16 protein-coding genes are annotated in these 20,023 nt (G+C 42.2%); 14 read left to right on the forward strand and 2 right to left on the reverse strand.

Annotated features, from left to right (window positions below; translation table 11 throughout):
- Nucleotides 1-86: 86 nt before the first annotated feature.
- From FR7_RS04560 to uvrA, 8 genes are all read left to right on the forward strand, one after another.
- Nucleotides 87-836, forward strand: coding sequence for a site-2 protease family protein (locus FR7_RS04560; RefSeq protein WP_007930284.1), 750 nt, complete (start codon nt 87-89; stop codon nt 834-836).
- A 359-nt stretch (nt 837-1,195) separates the two neighbouring features.
- Entirely contained in the window at nt 1,196-1,882 is a 687-nt protein-coding gene (ftsE, locus tag FR7_RS04565; protein ID WP_007930287.1) for a cell division ATP-binding protein FtsE, read from the forward strand.
- A complete protein-coding gene (gene ftsX / locus FR7_RS04570) occupies nt 1,872-2,759 on the forward strand; it encodes a permease-like cell division protein FtsX (RefSeq protein ID WP_007930290.1) in 888 nt (295 codons plus the stop codon). Before ftsE ends, ftsX begins: the two co-directional genes overlap by 11 nt.
- 20 nt (nt 2,760-2,779) lie before the next feature.
- Nucleotides 2,780-3,901, forward strand: a complete 1,122-nt coding sequence (locus FR7_RS04575; RefSeq protein WP_007952343.1) for a murein hydrolase activator EnvC family protein — start codon at nt 2,780-2,782, stop codon at nt 3,899-3,901.
- Between the two features lie 159 nt (nt 3,902-4,060).
- Entirely contained in the window at nt 4,061-5,203 is a 1,143-nt protein-coding gene (locus tag FR7_RS04580) for a S41 family peptidase (RefSeq protein WP_007930294.1), read from the forward strand.
- A 191-nt stretch (nt 5,204-5,394) separates the two neighbouring features.
- On the forward strand, nt 5,395-6,639 hold the full coding sequence (locus FR7_RS04585; protein WP_007930296.1) for a PDZ domain-containing protein: 1,245 nt from the start codon (nt 5,395-5,397) through the stop codon (nt 6,637-6,639).
- Nucleotides 6,640-6,787: 148 nt separating this feature from the next.
- Nucleotides 6,788-8,851 carry an excinuclease ABC subunit UvrB gene (gene uvrB / locus FR7_RS04590; RefSeq protein WP_007930299.1) on the forward strand — a complete coding sequence of 688 codons (2,064 nt, stop codon included), beginning with the start codon at nt 6,788-6,790 and terminating at the stop codon, nt 8,849-8,851.
- 156 nt (nt 8,852-9,007) lie between these two features.
- Nucleotides 9,008-11,842, forward strand: coding sequence for an excinuclease ABC subunit UvrA (gene uvrA / locus FR7_RS04595; protein ID WP_007930301.1), 2,835 nt, complete (start codon nt 9,008-9,010; stop codon nt 11,840-11,842).
- A 242-nt stretch (nt 11,843-12,084) separates the two neighbouring features.
- Here uvrA and FR7_RS04600 read toward each other — a convergent pair whose 3' ends face one another.
- Nucleotides 12,085-13,467, reverse strand: coding sequence for an acetyl-CoA carboxylase biotin carboxylase subunit (locus tag FR7_RS04600; protein WP_007952345.1), 1,383 nt, complete (start codon nt 13,465-13,467; stop codon nt 12,085-12,087).
- 221 nt (nt 13,468-13,688) lie between these two features.
- Between FR7_RS04600 and uvrC the strand changes: the two genes are divergently transcribed.
- The 4 genes from uvrC (at nt 13,689) to rd (ending at nt 17,358) form a co-directional block, all read left to right on the forward strand.
- On the forward strand, nt 13,689-15,491 hold the full coding sequence (uvrC, locus tag FR7_RS04605) for an excinuclease ABC subunit UvrC (protein WP_007930307.1): 1,803 nt from the start codon (nt 13,689-13,691) through the stop codon (nt 15,489-15,491).
- Nucleotides 15,492-15,573: 82 nt separating this feature from the next.
- Nucleotides 15,574-16,128 (forward strand): LemA family protein, encoded by a 555-nt coding sequence (locus FR7_RS04610; RefSeq protein ID WP_007930310.1) that lies wholly within the window; start codon nt 15,574-15,576, stop codon nt 16,126-16,128.
- Between the two features lie 209 nt (nt 16,129-16,337).
- Nucleotides 16,338-17,099 (forward strand): TPM domain-containing protein, encoded by a 762-nt coding sequence (locus FR7_RS04615; RefSeq protein WP_007930312.1) that lies wholly within the window; start codon nt 16,338-16,340, stop codon nt 17,097-17,099.
- A 97-nt stretch (nt 17,100-17,196) separates the two neighbouring features.
- Nucleotides 17,197-17,358, forward strand: a complete 162-nt coding sequence (gene rd / locus FR7_RS04620; RefSeq protein ID WP_007930315.1) for a rubredoxin — start codon at nt 17,197-17,199, stop codon at nt 17,356-17,358.
- A gap of 187 nt (nt 17,359-17,545) precedes the next feature.
- On the opposite strand, the gene FR7_RS04625 is transcribed toward rd, so the two are convergent.
- The gene (locus FR7_RS04625) at nt 17,546-18,085 is read right to left on the reverse strand and encodes a DUF3231 family protein (protein WP_007930317.1); all 540 of its coding nucleotides are present in this window, start codon (nt 18,083-18,085) and stop codon (nt 17,546-17,548) included.
- Nucleotides 18,086-18,397: 312 nt separating this feature from the next.
- On the opposite strand from FR7_RS04625, the gene FR7_RS04630 reads away from it, so the two are divergent.
- Nucleotides 18,398-18,706, forward strand: coding sequence for a zinc-ribbon domain containing protein (locus FR7_RS04630; protein ID WP_007930319.1), 309 nt, complete (start codon nt 18,398-18,400; stop codon nt 18,704-18,706).
- A gap of 330 nt (nt 18,707-19,036) precedes the next feature.
- The gene (gene mdh, locus FR7_RS04635) at nt 19,037-19,975 is read left to right on the forward strand and encodes a malate dehydrogenase (RefSeq protein ID WP_007930321.1); all 939 of its coding nucleotides are present in this window, start codon (nt 19,037-19,039) and stop codon (nt 19,973-19,975) included.
- The last annotated feature ends 48 nt before the right edge of the window (nt 19,976-20,023 follow it).

Raw genomic sequence — 20,023 nt, forward strand, 5'->3', positions numbered from 1 at the left:
AACGCCCCTCGCATGCATACACATGTAGAGGGGCGTTTTATTTTCTAGGGTGTGTCACCTTTTTTATTGTGTATGGAGGGGAAAGGATGAAGGCATGGCGGGTTGTCAGTTTAGGCAGGCGGGTGCTGAGTAAATTAGCCCTTTGTATGATGGGCTTTATTGCCATGCTGAAGATGGGGTCTACAGTAGCGATGGCGGTATCGATGATCATTTCCATTCTGGTATATGCGATGGCTTTTGGACTAAAATTTGCTGTTGGGTTTGTAATCCTACTGCTTTTGCATGAATGGGGGCATTTGGTGGCATCTAAGGTTGTTGGTTTGCCTGTTTCACGTCCTATTTTTATACCTTTTCTTGGTGCTGTTATACGTATTAAGAAATTGCCGTTAAATGCCAAGATGGAAGCCAATGTAGCCATCGGCGGACCTGCCATGGGGACCTTAAGTGCATTGCTCTGTCTGGTATTTTACTTATGGACGGACAGTTTACTAATGCTGGTGCTTTCGTATACAGCTTGTCTTTTAAATTTATTTAATCTGATTCCTTGCGATCCTCTGGATGGAGGACGCATTGCTGTTGCTGTAACCCACCGTCTTTGGTGGCTGGGAAGCCTGATTATTGGCATACTATTCTTGCAGACATATAGTTTTTTCTTATTTATATTCTTTTTGTTTTCCTTATACAGAACCTGGAAGAATGTCGATATTAAAGAGAATTATTCTTATTATCAGCTTACCATGAAACAGCGTTTAGCAGTGGGCTGGTGGTATTTTGGCCTGATTATCGTTCTAGGGGTCACGACGTTATATATTGGGGCAATCTTTCACGGCCAGTAGAGAGATAATAGGAAAATATCATTGAAATGTCATTGCTTCACTACCGTTTGCAAATGACCAAAAGAGCAAATAGAACGATTTAAACCGCAGAGACGCAGAGGACGCTGAGGGGGATTTTTAACCCTATCTATCTTTTCTCTGTGTTCTCTGCGTCTCTGCGGTTCGATTATCGGGCTTTTCTTGATAATGACAGATAGTGGAGCATATTCTTATTTGAGCAGCCTAATTTCTACAATTTACTACTTTGTAAAAGTTGGATGATGAAAATTAATAGCAAAAAAAAGGGATTTAGCTATTAACGTCAAAGATTTAATACTAGAATTGAAATTTTTCTGGTAGTGAGGGAGAGTGACGAAAGTTTGATTCATTTAGATGGTGTTTCTAAAATTTATGACAATGGTTGTGTCGCCCTCTCTGATATTACGCTTGACATTCCAAAAGGTGATTTTGTATTTGTGGTAGGTCCTAGTGGTGCAGGTAAGTCCACCTTTATAAAGTTGATTTTTCGGGAGGAACTTCCGACAAAAGGTAAATTAATTGTCAATGGTCGTAATGTTGGTGAGTTAGAGCCTTCAGAGATACCATATCTGAGGCGTAATTTAGGTATTGTGTTTCAGGATTATAGATTGCTGCCAAATAAAACCGTATATGAGAATGTGGCTTTTGCCATGCAGGTAATCGAGTCATCCCGCCGTGATATTCAAAAGCGGGTATCTCATGTATTGGACTTGGTGGGTTTACGTCATAAAGCTAAGAATTTTCCAGGTGAGTTGTCTGGTGGTGAGCAGCAGCGTATTGCCATTGCTAGGGCGATTGTCAATAATCCCGTGGTGGTCATTGCTGATGAACCTACAGGTAATCTTGATCCGGAGACCTCTTGGGACATTATGAGAATCTTTGAGCGCATTAATCGGGATGGGACAACCATTGTCATGGCTACGCATGATAAAAGCGTAGTGGATGCTATGAAAAAACGAGTTATTGCCATTGAAAAAAGCCGTATTGCTCGGGATCAGGTGAAAGGGGTATACGGCTATGAAGATTAGAACCATGGAATATTTTATTAAAGAAGCTCTTTCTTCTTTGAAACGCAACGGATTAATGAGCTTTGCATCCGTGACTACAGTAGCTTTATCCCTGCTCATTTTGGGGATGTTTCTGGTCATGGTACTTAACTTAAATAATATGGCTTCTGCATTAGAATCACAGGTGCAAATTTCTGTATATTTGCAGGATGGCTTAACGGATCTTGAAATGCGTGAGGTGGGAACCCGCATTACCAAGATTCCAGGCGTTGTGCAAGTGAATTTTGTAGGGAAAGAAGAGGCGATGAGTCGCTTTAAAGAGCGTCTAGGTGAGCAGCAGGGACTGCTGAATGCATTAGGCGAAGCAAACCCTTTACCGAATGCTTTTGAAGTAAAGGTGGACAAGACAGAACGTGTAAAAGCCGCCGCTCAGGCTATGATGCAGTTTAAAGGAGTAGAAAACGCTAAATTTGGTCAGGAAGTAGTCGAGCAGTTATTTGCTTTAACAAAAATGGTACGCATTTTTGGTTTGATTATCATTGTATTTTTGGCCCTGGCCGCTCTGTTTATTATTTCGAACACCATTCGAATTACGGTATTTGCCCGGCGTAAGGAGATTGGCATTATGAAATATGTAGGGGCTACCAATTGGTTTATTCGCTGGCCTTTCTTATTGGAAGGCATGATGTTAGGGTTTGGTGGAGCATTAGTTGCAGTCTTGTTTTTAAACGAAACCTATGGGGTTCTGATCCATCAGGTATATGAATCCTTAGCCTTTCTACCGCTAATTCCCCAATACCCGTTTATTACGAATATTAGTGTAGTGTTATTAGTGACAGGAACAGTAATTGGTGCTTTAGGCAGTACGATATCACTACGTCGCTATATGAGAGTATAGAGGGTAGCAGGAGGGATTGGATGTTTAAAAAGTATTTAGCCATGGGCTTAGCAGCTGTGGTAATGTGCGTGGCGATTGGCCCTGCATTAGCCAATGAGTTGGCAGAACAGCAGCAGCAGGTTCAGCAGCAGATGCAGATTCAGCAGGAGAAAGCTGCTGAGGCCAAACAGAAGGTCAATAGTGTTGCTGATCAATTACATAAAGTGCAGATCCAGCTGGATAACGCCCAGGGAGATTATAATGCGATTCAGGCAAAGCGAAATGCAACGGAAGAATTGATTGCTGTAAATACGGTTGTTTTAGAGAAAGCCGAAAAAAATCTATCTGAGCGCAGTTTAATATTGAATAAACGGATTCGCGATATTTACCAAAATGGTCAGTTAAGTTATTTGGATGTTTTATTTGGCGCCAATGATTTTAGCGATTTTACCACTCGTATGGATCTTTTGAAACGGATCATGGATAAAGATATTGAATTGATTGTAAAAGTGAAAGCAGAACGACAATTGGTGCTGCAAAAGAGAGCTGAATTAGAAAGTGATAAGGCTGCTATTTTACAATTAGAAAAAGCAGCCATTGAAAAGAAAAAAATCATTGAGTCCAGTAAGAAAGAAAGAGAAGCTGTTTTGGCAGCGGCTGTTAATGAACGGGATACAGCAGAACAGTCCTATCAGGAACTTTTAGAAACTTCCCGTAAAATTGAGCAGATGATAAGGCGCAGTCAAGGTGGAAAACAAGGACCTAGCGGCGGAACAGGGGCTCTGATGTGGCCTACAGATGTTACGGAAATTACTTCACCCTATGGCTGGCGTACGCACCCGATTTTTGGCACATCCCTTTATCACAGTGGTATTGATATTGGAGCTGATTATGGGGATTCCGTACGGGCTGCTGATAGTGGAGTGGTGATTTATGCAGATTGGATGGGTGGTTACGGTAAGGCCGTGATCATTGAACATGGAAATGGTATCTCTACGTTATATGGGCATAATTCGGAACTGCTCGTAGTAGAAGGGCAAAGAGTGCGTAAAGGAGAAGTGATTTCTCGCGTAGGTTCAACAGGGTATTCTACCGGACCTCATTTGCATTTTGAAGTCCGTGAAAATGGTTCACCTACCAACCCGATGGGTTATTTGCCCTAAATGTAAATAGCATCACCATAAGGGTACCCGCGGTGGGTGCCCTTATGGAATATTTCATGGAATTTCTACATATATTTAATTATGTGTGTTTTCATAGAGAAGAAAGTAGCGAAATTTGAAAGGGTATTCAAATTTCTAATTTGGAATTGGGGTGTATAGATGAGTCGTCGTAAGATTATCGTATCAGCCATTTTATTAGTTGTCTTTACCTTTACGGTAACAGCTGGCGGATTTTTATATCTGTTAAAGGGAAATTCTTCCGATGTTGTAAGTACCTTAAAGTTTTTCAGGGCCTTGCAGGTTGTGAAAGCCCGCTATGTAGAGCAAGTGGATACAGAGACCTTGGTAGCTGGGGCTGTCAAGGGAATGGTCAGCTCTTTAGGAGATCCCCATTCCATTTATATGGATGCCAAGATGTATAAGGACTTTATGGTAGAAACAGAAGGTTCTTTTGGCGGCGTGGGTATGGTTTTGGGAGTAAAAGATAAGACCTTGACGGTTGTTTCGCCGATTGAAGGCACGCCCAGTGATAAAGCTGGAATCAAAAGCGGAGATCAAATCCTTCAAATTGACGGTAAAGATACGAAAGATATGGCCTTAGATGAAGCCGTCAGTAAAATTCGCGGGCCTGAGGGGACTACTGTCAGTTTAGCCGTTCGTCATGAAAGTGAACCTGTAAAAGAGATTGCTTTGACCCGGTCTAACATCCAAATTAAAACCGTAGCAGGTAAAATGCTTCCCGATAAGATTGGTTATATCCGAATATCCATGTTTAATGACAACACAGGCAATGATTTTGCTCAGAAGTATAAAGAACTGGAAGCAGAAGGTATGAAAAGCATTATTCTTGATCTTCGGGATAATCCAGGCGGCTTATTAGAGGAAAGTGTTAAGGTTGCCAGTAAATTTGTGCCCAAAGGACCCGTTGTTTCTGTTGTTACCCGGGATGGGCATCGAGAGACTCATTCTTCTAATTTAGAGGCGGTTAAATATCCTGTAGCTGTGTTGGTTAACGGTGGCAGCGCCAGTGCCTCAGAGATTGTGTCTGGAGCAATTCAGGATACAGCATCTGGAACGTTAATTGGTACAAAGACATATGGTAAAGGGTCAGTGCAAACCGTGCTTCGCTTAGACAGCGGCGCCATTAAATTGACCATTGCCAAATACTTGACACCAAATGATCGCTCCATAAATGGCATTGGTATTGAACCGGATATAAAAGTGGAAATGGATAAGGATGCAAAGTCAGATGTACAATTAGACAAAGCCATTGACTTTGTAAAAGAAAAGATGGGAAAATAAAGGATCGCGGCTGGCTTTTGCTTAGCCGCTTTTTTCTAAGGGCCAAAAAAGTAATGAACCGCGAAGTCGCGAAGATACACGAAGAACGCGAAGAGGTATATATTTAGTCTTCGCGTCTTCGCGTTTCAAAATGTTTTATTTTTTAGGCCTCGTAATGTTCTTGTTATCAGAATTTGATTAGAGGTGAAGTTATGTTCCCGTGGCAGGAATTAATACGGCTTTCTGTTGGCGGTGTGGTAGCTGCTTTCTTTGAGCCAATATTTTGGATGATCATTGCCTTAGTTGGCTTTCAATACTGGAAACTGCAGAAAAGTCAGCAGCGTATGTTTGGTGTATGCGGCTTTTCTTTGACTCAGCAGATTGCCTTAGCCATTTCTCTGGGGAGTATCGGCGGCATTATGGGAACATTCCTGCTGACGCTGGTAGGCCTCAATGTAGATCAATTGGGCCTTGCGTATATTTGGCCGGTAGCGATACTGCTGATGATGGTCAATATGCGATTTCTATGTTTTGCTTATGCCGGAGGCGTGGTGGCTTTATCTAAAGTATTATTTGGCTGGCCCAATGTTGACGTATCCCAGGTATTAGTATTGGTAGCAGTTCTTCATATCACAGAAAGTATTTTAATCGCGATTAGTGGAATTTATGGCAGTATGCCGATTATTTTAAAGCGTAAAAATGGACAATTAGTCGGGGCCTTTAATCTGCAAAACTTTTGGCCTCTTCCTCTTTTATTAATGTCAGCAGTTGCAGTTCCAGAGTTGAAAGTACCTGAGGGTGTCTTAGACATGCCGGATTGGTGGCCCTTGCTGCCAGTCCAAGGAGTACTGCCGGAGGGACATATTTGGATGTATGCCATGGTATCAGTAGTGGCTGCTTTAGGATATACAGACATTGCAGTAGCCAGTTCACCACAAATGCGCCGCCGTAAATCCGCTTTGCATTTGGGACTTTATAGTATTGTACTGCTTGCCCTCGCTCTGTTGTCGGTTCATTATAAATGGCTGCAGGCAGTGGCGGCGATGGTGTCTTTCTTAGGTCATGAGATGCTGATTCAGATCGACAGCCGCCAGGAGTTAGAGGGACTTCCCCGTTATGTGCCTCCTGCCAAAGGTCTTATGGTATTAGATACGGTAGTGGATACACCTGCACAAAAGGCAGGGATAAAATCAGGCGATATTCTCCTGAAGCTGCATAATCTGACCATTGATACTAAGGAGCAGTTAGCAGAAGCTATTTATTTTGCTCCCCCTGTATTTATAATGGAAATCCTGCGTGACGACCGCAGGATCGAAAAAAAAGTGAAATTTACTCAAAATCATAAAATGTTAGGTGTAATCTTAGTGCCGGAGGGCAATGAATTATATTATGTTCAATTAGCAGAAGATAAATTTTGGCTATGGGAAAAAGCAAAAGGGATATGGGGAAAAAAATAACAAAAAAATGTAATGTTTATTATTAAAGAATTATTATATAATGAATTTACATTCAATCGATTTCATAGAAGTTTGACCGAACGTATGTACTGTGATAAAATTACAGTACATACGTTCTAATGAATATTTGTAAAGACTGGTGATGTTTATGGCAACGGTTCCTAAATTGAATACGGTATATCATGAAGGCGGAATTCCTTTTAAGGTGGAAGCTCCTTTCGTACCAATGGGGGATCAGCCGACTGCAATTCATAAGCTGAAAGATGGTATTGTAGCAGGGCAAAAGGCCCAGGTTCTACTGGGAGCGACGGGGACAGGTAAAACCTTTACCATTGCAAAATTGATTGAAGAAGTGCAAAAGCCGACCTTGGTAATTGCTCATAACAAGACCTTGGCAGCTCAGCTTGCCAGTGAGTTCAAAGAATTCTTTCCTCATAATGCTGTAGAATATTTTGTAAGTTATTATGATTATTATCAGCCAGAGGCGTATATTGCTCATACGGATACCTATATTGAAAAAGATTCTTCTATCAATGATGAAATCGATAAATTGCGTCACTCCGCGACCAGTTCTTTATTTGAGCGCCGTGATGTGATTATTGTAGCCAGCGTATCTTGTATTTATGGCTTAGGATCTCCTGATGAATATCATGGTCTCGTGCTATCTCTCCGCCAAGGACAAGCCAAAGACCGAGATGAAATCTTACGAAAATTAGTAGCGATTCAGTATGAACGCAATGATATTAATTTTGTTCGCGGGAAATTCAGGGTGCGAGGGGATGTAGTCGAAATCTTTCCTGCCGCCTATGGAGAAAGAGCCATACGAGTGGAATTATTTGGTGATGAAATTGAACGAATTTTAGAGATTGATACGCTTACAGGAGAAATCTTGGCAGAGCGCAAACATATTGCTATATATCCTGCATCTCACTATGTAACGTCACGAGAAAATATGCTGCGATCAGTAGCGGATATTGAGGCAGAACTGGAAGTACAGCTGGCGTCATTCAAGGCAAATGGGAAATTGGTAGAAGCCCAGCGATTGGAGCAGCGTACCAAGTATGATCTGGAAATGATGCAGGAAATGGGATATTGTTCGGGAATCGAAAATTATTCCAGACATTTGACGGGACGAAATCCAGGGGATTCCCCTTATACCTTAATTGATTACTTTCCTGAAGATTTTTTAATCGTGATTGACGAATCTCATGTAATGCTGCCCCAGCTTCGTGCCATGTATGCAGGAGATCGGGCTCGTAAAGCATCCTTAATCGAAAATGGCTTTCGTCTGCCATCAGCTTTTGATAATAGGCCCTTGACCTTCTTAGAGTTTACAGAGCGTATTAATCAGATTATCTATGTTTCAGCTACTCCAAGTGCTTATGAGCTGGGGGAAGCCAGCCAAGTCGCGCAGCAGGTGATTCGTCCTACGGGTCTCATCGATCCTGAAGTGGAAGTACGTCCTATTAAGGGGCAAATGGATGATTTGCTTGGTGAAATCAAATTACGGGCTGCTGCAAATGAGAGAGTACTGATTACGACTCTGACGAAAAAAATGGCAGAAAATCTTACAGAATTTCTAAAAGAAATGGGGATTCGCGTACGGTATCTGCATTCCGATATTGTGACCATTGAACGGGGCGAGATTATTCGTGACTTAAGAGCGGGTGTGTTTGATGTACTCATCGGCATCAATCTTTTGCGAGAAGGGTTGGATTTGCCGGAGGTTACATTAGTTGCCATTTTGGATGCGGATAAAGAGGGATTTTTGCGGTCTGATACTTCTTTGATTCAGACCATCGGCAGAGCAGCTCGTAATGTGAATGGCCGGGTTATTATGTATGCTGATGTGATTACCAAATCCATGGCACGAGCCATGGAAGAAACGGATCGCCGCCGAGATATCCAGATGGCGTATAACGAGGAATATGGCATTACTCCCACCACCATTCAAAAACGGGTTAAAGAGCTGATTGAAACGACAAAAGTGGCTGAAAGCCCTGAACTGTATCGAACAGACCGCTTAGGCAATATGAGCCAGAGTGAAATGTTAGATCTGATCGGCAATCTGGAAAAGGAAATGCGCCTCGCCTCCAAGCAACTGGAATTCGAACGCGCCGCCGAACTCAGAGATATGATCGTAGAACTAAAAGGCAGGGTAGGGAAGGTAGTAAAAGAGAAATCTCCAAAGAGCAAGAAGAGTAAAAAATGATTAAACGCGAAGACGCGAAACCGCTATCACGGTACACGAAGGGACACGAAAAGTTTTCATTAATATTATTTCTTCGTAAAATCTTCGTGCCTTCGTGTTTCAGCTTTTTTTACATCATATGGGACTTATAGATTAGAGTCAGAAAGGAATATACCAATGAAAGAAAAGATTGTTATTAAGGGTGCAAGGCAGCACAATTTGAAAAATATTGATATTGAGATTCCCCGTAATGAGCTGGTTGTCATTACAGGGTTAAGCGGGTCAGGTAAGTCTTCTTTGGCCTTTGATACCATTTATGCGGAAGGGCAGCGGCGTTATGTGGAATCCTTGTCTGCTTATGCCCGTCAGTTTTTGGGGCAGATGGACAAGCCGGATGTGGATTATATTGAGGGGCTGTCTCCTGCCATTTCCATTGATCAGAAAACAACCAGCCGTAATCCTCGTTCCACAGTTGGGACAGTAACAGAAATCTATGACTATTTGCGTCTGCTGTTTGCCAGAGCAGGCCGTCCTCATTGTCCGAAATGCGGTAAGCCCATTACCCAGCAAACCATCGAACAGATGGTTGATCAGTTGGTGGCTTTGCCTGAGGGGACTCGTCTGATGCTTATTGCCGGAGTCATACGAGGAAAAAAAGGCGAACATCAAAAAGTGCTGGAAGATATTCGTAAGAATGGATATGTCCGGGTACGAGTTGATGGGGAAATTCGTGATGTGGCAGATGAAATCAAGTTAGAAAAAAATAAAAAGCACACCATCGAAGTGGTAGTAGATCGGATTGTCCTGCGAGAAGGAATCAATCAGCGGCTGGCGGATTCTCTGGAGACAGCTCTCACCTTGGGAGAAGGCGTGGTAAATGTGGATGTCGTAGGAGATCAGGAACGAATCTTCAGCCAGAATTTTGCTTGTATCGAATGCGGTATTAGTCTGCCTGAAATTGCTCCCCGGATGTTTTCCTTCAATAGCCCTTTTGGTGCGTGCCCGGATTGTACCGGCTTAGGAAACAATATGGAAGTGGACCGCTCTTTAATTGTCCCTGATACTAGCAAGGCTCTTATTGATGGCGCCATCACTCCTTTGAGTAAAAACATAAATTCCTATTTTATGTGCCAGTTAGAAGCAGTACTGGATAAATATAATTACTCTTTACATGACACCTGGGAAAACTTATCTTCACAAGTGCAAGAAATTATTATGACAGGTTCAGGTGTAGAACAGTTTGATTTTGAATATGATAACATGTATGGGGAAACAAAAACCTATCACGCTGTTTTTGAAGGTGTGATCCCGTTATTAAATCGTCGGTACCGGGAAACGGTATCTGATTGGTCCCGGGAAGATATTGAAGAATATATGAGTTCTAAACCCTGCCCCACGTGTAAGGGAGCCAGATTAAAGCCCGAAACCTTGTCGGTTAAGGTTGGCGGTAAAAATATCTATGAGGTAACGGCGGGAACCATTGCAGAAACCCAGGATTTCTTTTCTAATTTAGATTTAACAAATAGGGAGAAAGCCATTGCTCACCAAATTCTAAAAGAGATTCACGCTCGTTTGGGATTTTTGCTGAATGTGGGATTAGATTATTTGACTCTCAGCCGGGCCGCAGGAACCTTATCAGGGGGAGAAGCCCAGCGCATACGGCTGGCTACTCAGATTGGCTCCGGGCTGGTAGGGGTACTGTATATACTGGATGAACCAAGCATTGGCTTGCATCAGCGGGATAACAACCGTCTGTTAACGACCTTAAAGCATTTACGGGATGTAGGCAATAGCCTGCTGGTAGTTGAGCATGATGAAGATACCATGTATGAAGCCGATCACATTATTGATATTGGTCCGGCTGCTGGCGCTCATGGCGGACAAGTGGTAGTTCAAGGAACCGTAGAAGAGATCAAGGCTTGCCCAGAGTCCATCACAGGTCAGTATTTGAAGGGGAGCAAGTATATCCCGGTACCTGCTGTGCGGCGTAAACCCAATGGAAAATGGCTGGAAGTAGTGGGAGCGAAAGAAAACAATCTGAAAAAATTAACAGTAAAATTTCCTTTAGGTGTGTTTACTGCTGTGACAGGTGTATCTGGCTCAGGCAAGAGTACTCTGGTAAATGAGATTTTATACAAAGGGCTGGCAGGACGGGTATATCGAGGTACAAAGACTCGGCCTGGTGCTCATGATGATATTCGTGGTGTAGAATATATTGATAAAATTATTGAGATCGATCAGTCGCCCATCGGTCGTACCCCTCGCTCCAATCCAGCTACGTACACAGGCTTGTTTGATGTTATTCGCGAAGTATTCAGCCAAACCCAGGAAGCAAAAATGCGGGGATATAAGCCTGGACGTTTCAGCTTTAATGTAAAAGGCGGACGATGCGAGGCCTGCCGCGGTGATGGGATTATTAAGATCGAAATGCATTTTTTACCTGACGTATATGTTCCTTGTGAAGTGTGTAAAGGGGCTCGCTATAATCGGGAAACCCTAGAGGTTCGTTATAAAGGGAAGAGTATTTCTCAGGTTCTGGATATGGTAGTGGACGAAGGAGTAGAATTCTTCCAAAACCTGCCTAAACTTCAGCGTAAACTGCAAATTCTGCAGGACGTTGGTTTAGGATATATTAAATTAGGACAACCTGCTACGACTCTTTCTGGAGGAGAAGCCCAGCGGATTAAATTGGCAACGGAATTGGCAAGACGCAGTACAGGTAAGACGCTCTATATTCTTGATGAGCCTACTACCGGTCTGCATACGGCTGATATTCACCGTCTGCTTATCGTGCTGCAGCGTTTGGTCGATGGAGGAGACACCGTTGTAGTGATTGAGCATAATCTGGATGTCATTAAGACTGCGGATTATGTAATTGACCTAGGACCAGAAGGCGGCAGCCGCGGTGGTACCATTGTTGCCAAAGGAACTCCGGAAGACATCGTAAAGGTCAAGGCTTCCTACACAGGACAATTTCTAGCGCCAATTCTGGAAAGAGGAATACGGGAGTAAGGTGTAAGAAAAAAACGCTCGTTTTTACGAGGAAAAGCAAAAACTTTTTGAAACGCGAAGATGCGAAGGTAATGAATATTACGAAATTTGTCATTGCGAGCATAGCGAAGCAATCCTTTACTTGTTAAGAGATTGCTTCACTCCGTTCGCAATGACAAAAGAAAAGTTAGTTATTCTTCGTGTCTTCGCGTTTCAATTGTTTTATTTTAATTTTTCAAATAAAAAAAGAGTAGGCATATTGCCTACCCTTGGGAATAGTATTTTTTATTTTCATTGTCAATTTCACATTCTGCTTCTTGAATGGGAGTCATACGTTTGTAAACAAATTGAGTATCAATATTGCCGCTGCAGAAATGAGGGTTATTTAAGATTTCCTGTTGAAAACTAATATTGGTTTTAATACCAGAAATGCGGTATTCCGCCAAGGCTCTGCGCATAATTTTAATGGCATCCCCTCTGGTGCGTCCATGGGCAATGACTTTTGCAACCATGGAATCATAATGGGGCTGCACTGTCATACCAGCGCATACACCGCTGTCTACTCGAACCCTTGGGCCGCCTGCTTCATGGTAAAAGTCAATGTGACCAGGGGAAGGAATAAAACACTGTTCTGGATCTTCGGCGTTAATACGGCATTCAATGGCATGACCGATAAACAAAATGTCTTCTTGCTTTTTGTTTAAAGGTTCACCTGCAGCAATCCGGATTTGTCGGCGGACTAAATCAATACCTGTAACCATTTCTGTTACAGCATGTTCTACTTGAATACGAGGATTAATTTCCATGAAATAGAACTTGCCTGTTTTCACGTCCAATAAGAATTCTACTGTTCCTACATTGGTATAATAAATGCTTTTGGCGGCACGGATAGCCATTGCTCCAACGGTGGTACGCATTTCAGGGGTTAAGGCACTGGATGGGGATTCTTCGAGTACCTTTTGATTGCGGCGCTGTATGGAACATTCCCGTTCACCTACGTGAAGGACATTGCCATAGGTATCCGCCATGATTTGTACTTCTATGTGTCGTGCTTCAGAAATATAAGTTTCCAGGTAAAACGGGCTGCGTGTTACATCAACCTTGTTTAAGGCACTGATCAGTTCTAATTGGTTGTTGGCAACATACATCGATTTGCCGCCGCCGCCAGATACTGGTTTTAAAATGACTGGATAGCCAATTTCACCGGCTAAATTACAGGCATGTTCATTATTGACAATCGGTTCACTACCTATTGTCATAGGCAGACCAGCTGCCTTCATAGCCGCACGAGCTGCATCTTTATTTCCCACCTGGCGGATGATTTCGGCACTAGGTCCGATAAAGATCAAGCCTGCTTTCGTAACTTTCTCAGCAAAATCAGCATTCTCTGACAAAAAGCCGTATCCTGGATGAATGGCTTCTGATTTTGAAGCTTTAGCGGCCATAATGATCGCATCCATATTTAGGTAACTTTTCATTGCATCTGCAGGTCCGATATTATACGCATAGTCGGCCAGTTGGACATGTAGGGCTTCGGCATCAACATCTGAATATACAGCGACTGTTTCAATATCTAGTTCCTGACAGGCTCGAATGATTCTAACGGCAATTTCACCACGATTGGCGATGAGTATTCTTTTGAACATTAATAGCGACCTCCCATTTGCAAATATCAAGAGAAATAGTTTGAACGTTAATGGACTTAATTATAGTATATAACATTTAAGTCGACAATGAGTTTATTGCATGTATACATTGAACCTTTAAAAAAGATTATTAGCTGGTACTAAAAGTATGTTACAATTATCTCATACTTATAGTCTTTTGGCAATGAGATATTATTTTCCAAAGGAGTATTTTTAGCAATATGAATGATGAATTAATCGAGAAGTTAAGCCATTTGCCGGATCAGCCAGGTGTTTACTTAATGAAGGATGCCCAGGAGCGTATTATTTATGTAGGCAAAGCCGTAGTACTGAAGAACCGTGTACGCTCTTATTTTCAATCCAGCCGCAATCATTCCCCGAAAGTGCAGTCCATGGTATCGCGGATTGTCAATCTGGAATATATCGTTACAGCATCGGAAATTGAGGCTTTAATCTTAGAATGCAATTTAATTAAAAAACATCGTCCAAAGTATAATATTAGTTTGCGTGATGACAAAACCTATCCTTATATAAAGGTAACGATGAATGAAGAATTTCCTCGTTTATATGCTACCCGAAGAGTACAAAAAGATGGTGCCCGCTATTTTGGTCCCTACACCAGTGCAGGAGCGGTTCATGAAACCATCAAGTTAATGCGTAAATTATTTCCTTTGCGCAGCTGCAGAATATTAGATGCCAGACGTCCCTGTTTAGAATATCATATTAAGCGATGCTTAGCGCCTTGTGCTGGCTTTGTAGATGCGGCAACGTATCAAGGTATGATAAAAGAAGTTTGTCTGCTGCTGGAAGGCCGCAGTGATACTGTAGTGCAAAGCCTGAAAAAGAAAATGGAGGCTGCAGCCGAAGAACTGGCCTTTGAACAAGCAGCAAAGCTCAGGGATCAATTGGCTGCCGTGGAAAAAGTCAGGGAAAAACAAAATATTGTTACAGGGGCAGGGGATCAGGATGCCATTGGTTTAGCTCGCTCTGCCCTGGGAACTTGCGCTCAGGTATTTTTTATCAGAAGCGGAAAGATGGTAGGGCGGGATCATTTCTTGTTAGCAGGCAGTGACCAGGAAGAGGATGAGGCAGTTCTAGCCGCTTTTCTCAAGCAGTATTATAGCCAAAGTACATTTATTCCGAAAGAAATCTTATTGCCGATGAACATTGAAGAGCAGTCCTTATTAGGGGAATGGTTAAGCCAGTTAAAGGGCAGTCGGGTGGCTGTGGAAACACCCAAACGAGGTACGAAAAAAGATATTGTCACCATGGCAGATGGCAATGCAGCCCTGGTGCTTCAAGAGCAAGAAGGAAAGATAAAGGCGCATTCTGAGCAAACAGAAGGAGCGTTAGCTGACCTGGGAAGATACTTAGGATTAGATGGTCCGCCAGAACGCATGGAGTGTTTTGATATTTCCCATATTCAAGGATCAGAGACGGTAGCATCGATGGTGGTCTTTGAAAGTGGTATGCCGAAGAAAGAAGAGTATCGTCGTTATAAATTGTTGACAGTGGAAGGAAAACCAGATGATTTTAAATCCATGCAGGAGGTAGTAAGCAGACGGTATGCCCAAGGAGGGCAGCCGCCTCCTGATTTAATCATCATTGATGGTGGTAAAGGACAATTAAGTTCTGCTTTAGAAATCATCCGCGGTGCTGGCTGGCTGCAGGTTCCTGTTATTGGCCTGGCAAAAGAATTTGAGCATATTTTCCGTGAAGGTGATAGTGAGCCTTTGATTTTGCCCCGGCATTCACAAGCTTTATATCTGATTCAACGGATTCGGGATGAAGCTCATCGCTTTGCTGTAACCTATCACCGAAAGCTCCGATCCAAGCGAAATATGGTGTCAGTTCTTGATCATGTTGCAGGGATTGGCGGGAAACGGCGTAAAGCATTATGGGATCATTTTGGCAGTTTAGCTAAAATGAAAGCAGCTACGGTTGAGGAAATGGCAGCAGTAAGCACTATGACTTTTCCAGCGGCACAAGCCGTATATAATTTTTTCCGCCAGCAAGGGCATTAGTAGTTGGAAAAAATTGTGCTGTTCATTTCCTGTAAAGTTGGATAGAATGTAAGTAACATAATGTTAAGGAGGACTCAATGATATGAACAAAACAGTATGGATTGTGCTTGCTCTGGTTGCTGTGCTGGTGATAGGCGCATTCTCTGGCTATAATGGTTTAGTTAATATGGACGAAGCAATAAATGGCAAGTGGAGCCAGGTAGAAAATCAGCTGCAGCGTCGGGCCGATTTAATTCCGAATTTAAATGCGACTGTATCAGGATATGCTCAGCATGAACAAGCAGCCATTAAGGCAGTGGCAGATGCAAGAGCAAAACTTGCCGGAAGTCAAGGGGTTGCTGCTAAAGCAGAAGCAAATAATGAATTAGGCGGTGCACTTTCCAGATTATTAGTCATCGCAGAAAACTATCCGAACCTTAAAGCGGATCAGAACTTTAGACAGCTGGCTGATGAATTGGCTGGTACTGAAAATCGCATTGCAGTAGCACGTAAAGATTACAATGATGCAGTGCAGATATACAACTCAAAAATCCGTACGTTCCCATCCAATATCTATGCAGGAATGTTAGGCTTTGGAGCAAAAGAATACTTCAAAGCAGCAGAAGGCGCACAGCAAGTACCGCAAGTGAAGTTTTAAATAAAGAGAGACGATTTAACACAGAGCACACAGAGAACCACAGAGTAATCCCCTCAGCGTTCTCTGCGCCTCTGCGGTTAAAATAGTCCTCTTTGTATCCTTCGTTCCGCGATAGCGGCTTTGCGTCTTCGCGTTTAAACGTTCTCTAATTTTAGAAGGAAGAGTCTAGTTTTCTTCCTATGTATTATCCGTATAAGCGAGGGAAGAATATGAAAAAGAGGCTAGCCTGGATTGTGTTTGTGGCATATCTGTTGATCGCTGCAGTAGCCTGGGCACAGCCGCAAGTACCGCCAGCTCCTACGAATAGCATTTACATTCAGGATTATGCTGGTGTAGTAAGTCCAGAAACAAAGTCCCGGATCAATAGCTTAGGAAGCCAGCTTGCTGCTAAAACAAAGGCCCAGATTGTGGTTATGACCACCAAAACACTAGAAGGAGCACCTTTGGAAGAGTATTCCTTAGAAGTTCTCAGGCAGTGGGGTGTGGGTGATAAAACCCTTAATAATGGAGTTCTTATTTTAGTAGCAGTAGACGATAAACAGTCCCGTATTGAAGTTGGCTATGGCCTGGAAGGTGCATTGCCAGATGCTAAGACTGGGCGCATTCAAGATAATTATATGATTCCTTATTTTCAACAGGGAGATTATGATAAAGGCATTTTAAATGGCTATCTGACGGTTGCCACGGAAGTTGCAAAAGAATATAATCTCGAACTTAAAACCGATGCAAAACCTGTACAGCGGGCACAAGCTGCCACGCAAGAAGGAGGGTGGGATACACTTCCTTGGTGGGCAAAAATTGCGATTGCTGTTGGGGTTATTCTACTGCTGATGATGGATTGGCTATTCTTTGGCGGAGCCATAACCTATATGCTGTTGTCCGTTTTATCCCGACGCGGTGGCGGCGGAGGAGGCGGTGGCGGTTTTGGCGGCGGCTCTGGCGGAGGCGGCGGTTCCAGCCGCAGGTGGTAAATGACACATGGATAATGGATAGTAGTTGCTAATTTTTATAAATATGGTAAAATGATAACAGATTAACTAAATTTACAAGAAAAAGGAGCGATTAAATATGGAAAAATGGGTTTGTGTAGTTTGTGGCTATGAATATGATGAAGAAGCTGGTGATCCAGATAGCGGTATCGCCCCTGGCACTAAATTTGAAGATATCCCCGAGGACTGGGTCTGTCCATTGTGTGGAGTTGGCAAAGACCAATTCGAAAAACAAGCATAATAAGAAAACGAATATAATAAAAAACCTTCCAGCATTTCTGGGAGGTTTTTTGTTCTAGAATGTATAAGTTTTAAGTGAAAAAATATAAAATATATGAACCACAAAGGCGCAATGCCGCTGGTGCGGCACACAAAGTAAGTTATAAGTAGAATCCTTTGTGTCCTTTGCGTCTTTGTGGTTCGATTGTTTAATGTTCGATTTTAGCCAGTCTGGGAAGCCAGCCGCGTTGTAACATAAGCTGCAATAGACGATAATCCCACTCGAGACCAGCATCCAGCATTCTGCGATACATTAATGCGACTTCTACTTGGTAAGATTGGTGCAGGGCGGCTAATAAGGCCATTTGCGCGGCTTTACCCATGGTGCCGACAGCGATGGCAACTTCGCCATCCGTTAGATGAGCATCTGTGGGAATGTTTAAAGAGTCTTTGTGCAAAGTGCGTTGACTGAAGGACAAAGTTGGGATTCGACCACCGCTTTCTTGGAGCAGATCTTCGGAATGCTCGATAATCACTTTGCTTTGTCTGTCAATTGCTTCCTTAATTAATGCTTTTAAATCACGATCTTGGGCATGATTATAAAGAACCTCAAGGGCAGCGACATTATAGCGGCCTTGGGCAATGATTCCATATAATCCAGCTGCTTCTAAATAGTTAAGAGGTTCTTTGTCAAAAAACATGTTGAAGATACCACGAGTCTCTGAACTTACTTTGTCTAGGATCGTCATGTAAATTAGCCTCCTATAGAAATTTTAGGTTATTGTAATCAAAAATAGTATGTACAGCTTTTTTCTGCTTCATGCATACTATTAAAATATAACTCCCAATATTTATCAAAAAAAGGAAATAATATAAAAAAATAGAGAAAATTTTATAGAAAAAACTTTACTTTTAAAAAAATAATAGTATACTTATAATAGAGCCCAAGTACATAGGTCTAGTGAGATTCCATTATATATCCTTCTCAAGTAGGTTTTTGGTAAGGACAGTAGTGAACCCTATACCATTTTGGGCCAGAAAATTTGAGGGGGACTATTACAATGGTTCAAGACAAAACTTTAGCATGCCGCGAATGTGGCGCAGAATTCGTGTTCTCAGCTTCAGAACAAGAATTCTATAACGAAAAAGGCTTCACTAACGAGCCTGGTCGTTGCCCACAATGTCGTGCAGCTCGTAAACAAAGAAATAATGGCGGTAGCAGCTTTAACCGTGGTGGCGCTCGTCCACAACGCGAAATGCATGATGTAACCTGTGCAGCTTGCGGTGTAGAAACACAAGTGCCTTTCCGTCCAAGCAGCGATCGTCCTGTATATTGCCGCGATTGCTTCAGCAAAAACAGCGGTCGTTAATATCCAAACAACAAATCAGCCCTTCTACAATTGTAGAAGGGTTTTTTTATAGTATATAAATCAAACCCTTTGTGTCCTTCGTGTCCTTTGTGGTTCGATTCTTTTATCGGTTTTAAAGAATGCATTGGTATTCTATTATCTGACAAATCGTTTTTCTTACTATTTTATTTCTTTATCTAGTTTCACAATATTGTATTATTTTTGTAATAGTATGTAATTTAATTCACTTGAGCTCTATACAAACCTATGAGAAGAGAGTTATAATTGTTAGTAGGGTTAACACATACTAAAAGCAAAAGAATGTACAAACTTTAGGAGGATGATGTCAGGATGAAAATTACAGTTGTTGGTGCTGGTAATGTAGGCGCAACCTGCGCAAACGTAATTGCACAAAGAGAATTAGCAAGCGAATTGGTATTATTGGATATCAAGGAAGGGGTTTCTGAAGGTAAAGCATTGGATATGATGCAAACTGCAACCTTGCTTGGTTTTGATACTAGGGTTACTGGTAGTACCAGTGACTATAGTAAAACTGCAGATTCCGATGTAGTTGTAATCACCTCTGGTATTCCTCGCAAACCTGGTATGACGCGTGAAGACTTGATCGGCACCAATGCAGGTATTGTTAAAGGTGTAGTTGATAATATTTTAAAATATTCCCCTAAGGCTATCTTTGTAATCATTAGTAATCCAATGGATACAATGACATATCTTGCATTAAAAGCAAGCGGTCTGCCTAAAAATCGCATCATTGGTATGGGCGGTATTTTGGATAGCTCTCGCTTCAAATGTTATTTGAGCCAAGCTATGAATGTTCCTGCTACTGACATTCACGGTGTAGTAGTTGGTGGTCATGGCGATACTACAATGATTCCTTTAACTCGCTTTGCTACATATATGGGTATTCCTGCTGCTGAATTATTAGATGCAGCAACGTTGGAAAAAGTAGCTGCTGATACAATGGTTGGCGGTGCTACGTTAACTGGTTTATTAGGTACTTCCGCTTGGTATGCTCCTGGCGCTGCAGGTGCTTTACTAGTTGAAGCAATCGTTCGTGATGAGAAGAAAGTATATCCATGTTGCGTGGCTTTAGACGGCGAATATGGACAAAAAGACATCTGCTTAGGCGTTCCAGTTGTAATCGGCAAAAATGGTTGGGAAAAAATTGTTGATTATAAATTAAATGCAGAAGAACAAGAAAAATTCAATAAGAGCGCTGAAGCTGTTCGTAAAATGAATGCAGTATTAGTGGATCTGAAAGTAGTATAATAATAAAATAGAAGACAAGCATACAAAAAATACCCCCTCTGCAAATTT

The organism is Pelosinus fermentans DSM 17108, assembly GCF_000271485.2.
Lineage (GTDB): Bacteria > Bacillota > Negativicutes > DSM-13327 > DSM-13327 > Pelosinus > Pelosinus fermentans.

Bases quoted from the DNA above. Each gene is read 5' to 3' on its own strand.
- ftsX (WP_007930290.1), top strand. From the start codon at position 1,872: ATGAAGATTAGAACCATGGAATATTTTATTAAAGAAGCTCTTTCTTCT.
- FR7_RS04560 (WP_007930284.1), top strand. From the start codon at position 87: ATGAAGGCATGGCGGGTTGTCAGTTTAGGCAGGCGGGTGCTGAGTAAA.
- mdh (WP_007930321.1), top strand. From the start codon at position 19,037: ATGAAAATTACAGTTGTTGGTGCTGGTAATGTAGGCGCAACCTGCGCA.
- FR7_RS04615 (WP_007930312.1), top strand. From the start codon at position 16,338: ATGAAAAAGAGGCTAGCCTGGATTGTGTTTGTGGCATATCTGTTGATC.
- FR7_RS04625 (WP_007930317.1), bottom strand. From the start codon at position 18,085: ATGACGATCCTAGACAAAGTAAGTTCAGAGACTCGTGGTATCTTCAAC.
- FR7_RS04610 (WP_007930310.1), top strand. From the start codon at position 15,574: ATGAACAAAACAGTATGGATTGTGCTTGCTCTGGTTGCTGTGCTGGTG.
- FR7_RS04630 (WP_007930319.1), top strand. From the start codon at position 18,398: ATGGTTCAAGACAAAACTTTAGCATGCCGCGAATGTGGCGCAGAATTC.
- uvrB (WP_007930299.1), top strand. From the start codon at position 6,788: ATGGCAACGGTTCCTAAATTGAATACGGTATATCATGAAGGCGGAATT.
- uvrC (WP_007930307.1), top strand. From the start codon at position 13,689: ATGAATGATGAATTAATCGAGAAGTTAAGCCATTTGCCGGATCAGCCA.
- FR7_RS04575 (WP_007952343.1), top strand. From the start codon at position 2,780: ATGTTTAAAAAGTATTTAGCCATGGGCTTAGCAGCTGTGGTAATGTGC.
- FR7_RS04600 (WP_007952345.1), bottom strand. From the start codon at position 13,467: ATGTTCAAAAGAATACTCATCGCCAATCGTGGTGAAATTGCCGTTAGA.
- rd (WP_007930315.1), top strand. From the start codon at position 17,197: ATGGAAAAATGGGTTTGTGTAGTTTGTGGCTATGAATATGATGAAGAA.
- uvrA (WP_007930301.1), top strand. From the start codon at position 9,008: ATGAAAGAAAAGATTGTTATTAAGGGTGCAAGGCAGCACAATTTGAAA.
- FR7_RS04585 (WP_007930296.1), top strand. From the start codon at position 5,395: ATGTTCCCGTGGCAGGAATTAATACGGCTTTCTGTTGGCGGTGTGGTA.
- FR7_RS04580 (WP_007930294.1), top strand. From the start codon at position 4,061: ATGAGTCGTCGTAAGATTATCGTATCAGCCATTTTATTAGTTGTCTTT.